The organism is Pseudanabaena biceps PCC 7429, assembly GCF_000332215.1.
GTDB classification, from domain to species: Bacteria; Cyanobacteriota; Cyanobacteriia; order Pseudanabaenales; family Pseudanabaenaceae; genus Pseudanabaena; species Pseudanabaena biceps.
Map to the genome: position 1 here is coordinate 22230 of NZ_ALWB01000056.1, position 6040 is coordinate 28269.

Consider the following 6040-nt stretch of genomic DNA (forward strand, 5'->3'; position numbering starts at 1 on the left):
GCTATGGCAGGGTCAGGGCTAACTGGTAAATTTGCCGACGCGGTAATTCTGCGAGTTCCGCCAGTTGACGGCTAGCTTCCGATCGCGAAATACCTGAGTCGATCAGATTCTGTAATTCTTTGATAATTATTTCTTCTGTCCAAGATTTTTTAAAGCTGGGTTCTGCTCCCTCGATCACTAGGGTAAATTCCCCTTTCGGGGCGCGATCGGTAAAATAATCGATCGCCCCTGCGATCGAGCCCCGCCAAAACTCTTCATGGAGCTTCGTTAGTTCCCTCGCAATCGCGATCCGTCTGTTTTTGCCAAAACTCTCTGCTAAATCCTCAAGGGTGCGTAATAACCGATGTGGGGCTTCGTAGAGAATCATCGTACGGGTTTCTAAACGCAAAATTTCTAAGCGATCGCGCCGTTCTTTCTTGTCAATTGGCAAAAATCCATCAAAGCCAAAATGCTGCGTGGCAAAGCCAGAAACGGTTAGGGCGGCGATTCCTGCGGTAACGACGGGAATCGGAATCACCTTTACTCCTGAAGCGATACAGCCTTGAACAAGTTCTACTCCAGGATCGGAAATCGCAGGCATCCCTGCATCGGTGACCAAAGCGATCGTCATTCCTTGCAATAATTTTTCCACCAATTCGGGGACGCGCTTATGGGCATTATGCTCGTGATAGCTAGTTTGCGGCGTATCAATACCAAAGTGATGTAGTAGCTTGCCCGTATGTCTGGTATCTTCGGCAGCGATTAAATCAACCTGTTTTAACGTGGCGATCGCCCGAAAAGTCATATCCTCTAGATTACCGATCGGTGTTCCCACCAAATACAGAATTCCCGCATCATTCATTAATTAGCGCCACTGTTTATTTTCTAATTCTCGTACCTGACGCTCTAGGCGATCGATCCGCCCACGCAGTTCATCCATCTCATTTTGACGCGGCACTCCCAAATCTTGCATGACATTGCGAATCTGGCGTTGAATTAAAGTTTCCAAATTTCCCTGTTCTGATTTGAGACGGCTGGCAATATCGTTGAGAATTTCGGAGGCTTGATCGGGATCGATTTTGCCATCTTTGACCCAATCTTCACTGGCTTCTTTGATTTTTTCTAAAACAAGGGAAGTTGTGCCGACACCAAGCATGAGTAATTGCTTGAGCAAATTATTGCTATCCATAATCCGTACGATCCTCAAAGCCGATCTATAAACTCCATCATACTAAACAAAAGTCTGAGCAATTCATGAATTGCCCCTACTTTGCCCAGACTTTAAGCATATCGATATATTTGAAACACCTTGACGATTGCTATACTTTAAGCTGCTTTTAAATTGTCAAAAACTTTCTGGTAAGCTTACTTATGATTCGTGCAGTAATAGAGACCGATAAAGGAACAATTCGTGCTGAGTTAGACGATCTGCACGCTCCGATCACTGTCAAAAATTTCGTAGATCTATCTAAGCACGGCTTTTATGATGGGCTAACTTTTCATCGCGTCGAACCAGGATTTGTGATCCAAGGTGGCGATCCGCTTGGTAATGGGACTGGCGGTTCGGGCGATCGCATCAAATTGGAAATTTTTGCCGAAGGTGACAGCGAAGCAACCATTGGCAAAATTTTAACTGGCGGAAAAAAGCCAGTGATTAAGCACAATAAGGCGGGCGTATTCTCCATGGCACGCACTAACGATCCCAATAGTGCCACTAGCCAATTTTTCATTACCCTTGGTGATGCATCTTTCTTAGATGGGCAATATGCAGCTTTTGGTTATACCGAAGATACAGAAGTAGCTCAAGCTATCCGTCGTGGCGATAAAATTATCTCGATTAAAATCGAAGATTAAATCAATCTGCCCCAATGTAATCCTAAGCCCCAAGGAGGGAATGGCGGCGCTAAGCGCCGCCATTCCCTCCTTGGGGCTTGATTTTGTAGTAGTAAAAGAGAACCAAACCCTAAAAGGCAAGTGGCGGCGCTAAGCGCCGCCACTTGCCTTTTTAGAAACAAATTTAGAATTCGTGGAGCGATAAGTAAATACTGCCCCATTAATTTTTTTTAGGAAGCAACTAAACTCTGAATAGTTGATTGTAAATCGGCTAATACCTGTGCAGAGTTATTCCCATTGGACATATTTCCTAAGTCTTGGATTGCCCCTTCTAACTGAGGTCGCAAAGTGTCTACAATATCCTGCACAGGACGCAAAAGCTTTTCTTGAGCGCTAATTTGCCCTAGCAACTCGGCAACAAGTCTAATCCGATCTTGCTGCTGGGCTTCGGAGGCACGAATCGCTTGCTCTTGCTGTAGATGATCTTGAGTTTGTTTGCCAAGGACTTCTTGCTGTTGCTGCGTATAATTTCTCACCGCCTCAATTTGACTTTCCATCTTCATCAATTCTTGCTCTTGGCGATTTTTTTGCGCCTCAATTTGGGAAAGCAAAGGCAATAGGCTTTGAACGGGACTCTCTTCAACGGTAATCCCTTTACGACGATCTAGAATCGCCTTCTGTTGATTTAATACGGACAAACGTTCCTGCATACCACGTCTCATCCCTGAAACGCTTTCCTCAAGCAGGTTATATTGTTCCTCGACAAACTCTTTATTACTTTCTAGCTCTATTCTTGCGAACTGATCGGCTGTTTCTACCTGACTTTGGATGTCAGCAATTTCGCCCTCTAGTCCAGCTAACTCATCTTCTTGGGCACTAACATAATTTACTAATCGATCAAAATCTGCTTGCAGAGCCTTAATGGTGGATTCCAACTCTTCGATCGTCATTGACTGTAAACGACTCTCTTCTTCGGGACTCAATACTTCTATGCTTCCTGGTCCCCCCAAAGACTCGATCGCATTAGAAGTTTGCTCGTATAGATCGATTTGGGCATCCAACTGCAACCTAGACATCGCTATATTATTCTCTTGTAGCTTGAGAATGCCACGCTGCGCTTTTAACTCCGCTTGAGCATCAGCTAGGGCAATTTGAGTTTGTTGCCATTGATTTTTACGATTGTTAAGTTCCTCCGTTGATTTGGCTAGAATTCCCTTTTGCTTCTCAGCCTCATTTTTGAGCCCGTCTAAACCTTGCCAAAATTCCGTGAGTACCTCTTGGCGTTTATTTATTAAATCAAGAGCACTATGAACCTTATTTCTTAGGGAATCTGGATTTGTAAAATTTGTTGATAATTGAGAGATTAGAGCTTTGATATTTTCGGCTTGCTCGACCGTTAAGGCTGCGGCCTTAGCTTCAAACTGACCACGTTCGGTTTCAATGCCTGCTCTTACATTTTCAATTTCGCTACGTTCTTTAGCCAGCTTGGCCTCTAACTCTTCGATTTCTTGCTTTCTCGCATCGAGATGTTCTAGTTCTAATTCCTTTTGCTCTAATTCTTGCTCGCGGCGGTGCAGTACTTGACTTTGAAAATTAAGAGATTGCTTCCACTGTTCAACTTCTTCTTCAGCAGCTTTATACTTATCCTGCGATCGCGAAAAGGCTTGCAAAATATTGACAATCTTTCTAGAAGCGTCTTGCACGCTTTGCACTTGGTTACTGCCCGTAACTTCGGCAATTACCATCTGACCATCTTTAAAATCTTTTGCTTGGCTTGAATCTTGAATTGGTAAAACTTGCTCGTTCGTAATCGGCTGCCAAACATTTTCACCCGTATTACGTGCTAACAAACGGATTGAAGAATTACCACCTAATCCAAAAGCTGCTTGAGTTTTTTGAAGTTCCGCTAAGTACTGCACGCTGAATATACTCCTATTTTGCTGATGCTGACTTTCAGATTGACATGACGAAAGAGCAAAAACCCGTCACAAACAATACAAAATAGCCTAAATCCTAGTCTCATACTACCTAATTGCCTAAGCATTTTGGCGATATATTTTTTAAGACTATCAGGACGTTTTTGTGAAAAGTCTATTGCCTAATGTTTTTTGGGTCAAGGGCATCGCGTAAACTATCACCCAAGAGATTAAATGATAGCACCGTCAATACGATTGCTAATGCTGAAGCCCACACTAGCCAAGGTTGAAGAATGACAATCGAGGCATTGGTGGACAAAGACAGCATATTACCCCATGAGGGATCGGGAGGCTGAATTCCGAGTCCCACAAGGCTTAAGACTGCCTCTACGACTATAAATCGGGGGATATCGAGGGTTGCCGAAATGATGATAAATGTGATGGTCTGGGGTAAAACATGCTTGATAATAATTCGTAATGGGCTGGCTCCCGACGCACGAGCCGCCAAAATGAAAGTTTGTTCTTTGATAGACAATACTTGTCCACGAATTATTCTTGCTAAACCTGACCATGACACAAACGAAATTATAGCGATAATTAATGCGAATCTTTGAGTATTACTGATTTGAGGCGGCAAAATTGCAGCTAATGCTACTAACAGATAAATTGAAGGCACTGACATCAGAACTTCAACAAAGCGCATTAAGACTACATCGAGCCATCCGCCAATATATCCAGAAATACCCCCGACAAGGCAACCAATGGTATAGGAAATAATTGTACCGATAAAGCCAATTAACAGGCTAATTCTACCGCCATGCAGAAGTCGTGTTAATTGGTCGCGCCCCTGTTCATCGGTTCCCAGTAGATTAAGGGGCGCGTTACTGGTGTTAAACAAATGTCCTGCTTTAAAGAGCTGGATCTGGGAGGGCTGGGTGTAATCAACGATCAGGGCTCGATCGCCTGTCTCCATATCGACCTTGCCCTGAGTCGTGGGATAGACGTGAGCGCCAATATACTGCCCTTGGCGATCGTGCCAATATATTTGTGTTGGCGGGAGTAAAGCACCATTTTTAACGGATTCATTAACACCGTAAGGGGTCATGAAATCAGCAAATAAAGCCGCAGCGTAAAAAAACGTCAAAATGATAATGCCAATCCAAGCAAGAGGATTGGCTCTGAGTCGTTTCCACCAAGTCATTAGGAGCCTTTAAGCGCTTTGAAAAAATTTTTACGGTAATTGCCATTCATGGCAAAGAGAACTGGCCAAAGTAACGCTAGTCCAATTTGATTGCCAGAAAAGTCGGTACGTCGAAAACCTTGTAAAAATTTCACAACTCCAAATACATAAGCGACTGTTACCAAAATTCCAATGAGTGTTGGCATATGTAGATCTCCCTTGATTAACTATCTAATTTAGCACCAACAAATAGGTTATACCAAAGCTCAAAATGGCGTAGCCATTTTGAGCTTTGAAAACCCTTACTGGGTTTGGGTTTTAATTCACGAAAGTGTTGTCACACTTTCGTGAATTGGTATTAGAACGACGACAGCTAGATATGCTAGAAGATATGCTAGATGGCGCTTGGCGAGGCTATTTATGCTTGAGGTTTCCGAAAGATAGTAGTAAAAACTTGCTTAATGGTGAGTAATACTAACCCCAAGGCGATCGCTGCAAAAATCATTGTTGCGCCTGAACCGATCGCTAATAGCAGCGTACGTACGAGAGTAGCCAATCTATTGGCGAGGGTATTTGTCGTCTGTAATGGAGCTGTCGCAAGCTTATGCGCCACCATATTGGTAAATGAGTAAAGCCCAGTGGCAATCGTCGCAGAGATTGCGGCTCCTGTGAGATTTTTAAAAGGTGATGGGGCTGCGTCTTGAGGAGATTGGAGTTTGGCTTCTTCAGGCATATCAGGATTGCAAAATCTGTGATTAGGTTAAGCCCATTAGCAGTCAGTCCTGCTAATGGGCTTTTGGAGGCATTGCGACTGGCGATCGCAAAAAAATCATTTAAACTGGCAAAAAACTTAATATCTTTGACCGCAAAATGATTTAAGATATCCGCACTCAACACAAAAATGCCAAGCCTGCTGGAAACAGTGGGCTTTTTTCTGTGTACTTTTATCATTGCATAAATATTTGTACGATGCGATCGCAAATTTACAAGGATTAAAACAAGGACTAAAACAGTACTTCAGCCAAAGGCGATCGCCACTTGTAAGTTTTTTTAATAAATCTGCCATATTTTAAGTACCTCAGCATAATTAAAATCCAGATCTAAAATCTGCGGCGCACGCGCAGCGTGCGCC

7 protein-coding genes are annotated in these 6040 nt (G+C 43.4%); 1 reads left to right on the forward strand and 6 read right to left on the reverse strand.

Features of this window, described 5'->3' with window-relative positions; translation table 11 throughout:
• Position 1 precedes the first annotated feature (1 nt).
• On the reverse strand, positions 2 to 841 hold the full coding sequence (rsmI, locus tag PSE7429_RS08465; protein ID WP_009626721.1) for a 16S rRNA (cytidine(1402)-2'-O)-methyltransferase: 840 nt from the start codon (positions 839 to 841) through the stop codon (positions 2 to 4).
• 3 nt (positions 842 to 844) lie between these two features.
• Positions 845 to 1168, reverse strand: coding sequence for a phasin family protein (locus PSE7429_RS08470; RefSeq protein WP_009626722.1), 324 nt, complete (start codon positions 1166 to 1168; stop codon positions 845 to 847).
• Between the two features lie 182 nt (positions 1169 to 1350).
• Between PSE7429_RS08470 and PSE7429_RS08475 the strand changes: the two genes are divergently transcribed.
• Entirely contained in the window at positions 1351 to 1833 is a 483-nt protein-coding gene (locus PSE7429_RS08475; RefSeq protein WP_009626723.1) for a peptidylprolyl isomerase, read from the forward strand.
• Positions 1834 to 2042: 209 nt separating this feature from the next.
• Here the strand turns inward: PSE7429_RS08475 and hmpF are convergent, their stop codons facing one another.
• The 4 genes from hmpF to PSE7429_RS08495 all read right to left on the reverse strand — a co-directional run bounded on the left by hmpF (position 2043) and on the right by PSE7429_RS08495 (position 5641).
• Positions 2043 to 3731: a pilus motility taxis protein HmpF gene (gene hmpF, locus PSE7429_RS08480; RefSeq protein ID WP_009626724.1), complete on the reverse strand. Its 1689-nt coding sequence runs from the start codon at positions 3729 to 3731 to the stop codon at positions 2043 to 2045.
• Between the two features lie 172 nt (positions 3732 to 3903).
• A complete protein-coding gene (locus PSE7429_RS08485; protein WP_009626725.1) occupies positions 3904 to 4929 on the reverse strand; it encodes an ABC transporter permease in 1026 nt (341 codons plus the stop codon).
• Positions 4929 to 5114: a hypothetical protein gene (locus PSE7429_RS08490; RefSeq protein ID WP_009626726.1), complete on the reverse strand. Its 186-nt coding sequence runs from the start codon at positions 5112 to 5114 to the stop codon at positions 4929 to 4931. The genes PSE7429_RS08485 and PSE7429_RS08490 overlap by 1 nt, the downstream gene beginning before the upstream one ends.
• 212 nt (positions 5115 to 5326) lie before the next feature.
• Complete coding sequence (locus tag PSE7429_RS08495) at positions 5327 to 5641, reverse strand: DUF3082 domain-containing protein (protein ID WP_009626727.1); 315 nt, start codon at positions 5639 to 5641, stop codon at positions 5327 to 5329.
• Positions 5642 to 6040: the final 399 nt, after the last annotated feature.

What these genes read in the sequence shown, in the direction of transcription:
- rsmI (WP_009626721.1), bottom strand. Translation starts at nt 841, where the DNA reads ATGAATGATGCGGGAATTCTGTATTTGGTGGGAACACCGATCGGTAAT.
- PSE7429_RS08470 (WP_009626722.1), bottom strand. Translation starts at nt 1,168, where the DNA reads ATGGATAGCAATAATTTGCTCAAGCAATTACTCATGCTTGGTGTCGGC.
- PSE7429_RS08475 (WP_009626723.1), top strand. Translation starts at nt 1,351, where the DNA reads ATGATTCGTGCAGTAATAGAGACCGATAAAGGAACAATTCGTGCTGAG.
- PSE7429_RS08485 (WP_009626725.1), bottom strand. Translation starts at nt 4,929, where the DNA reads ATGACTTGGTGGAAACGACTCAGAGCCAATCCTCTTGCTTGGATTGGC.
- PSE7429_RS08490 (WP_009626726.1), bottom strand. Translation starts at nt 5,114, where the DNA reads ATGCCAACACTCATTGGAATTTTGGTAACAGTCGCTTATGTATTTGGA.
- PSE7429_RS08495 (WP_009626727.1), bottom strand. Translation starts at nt 5,641, where the DNA reads ATGCCTGAAGAAGCCAAACTCCAATCTCCTCAAGACGCAGCCCCATCA.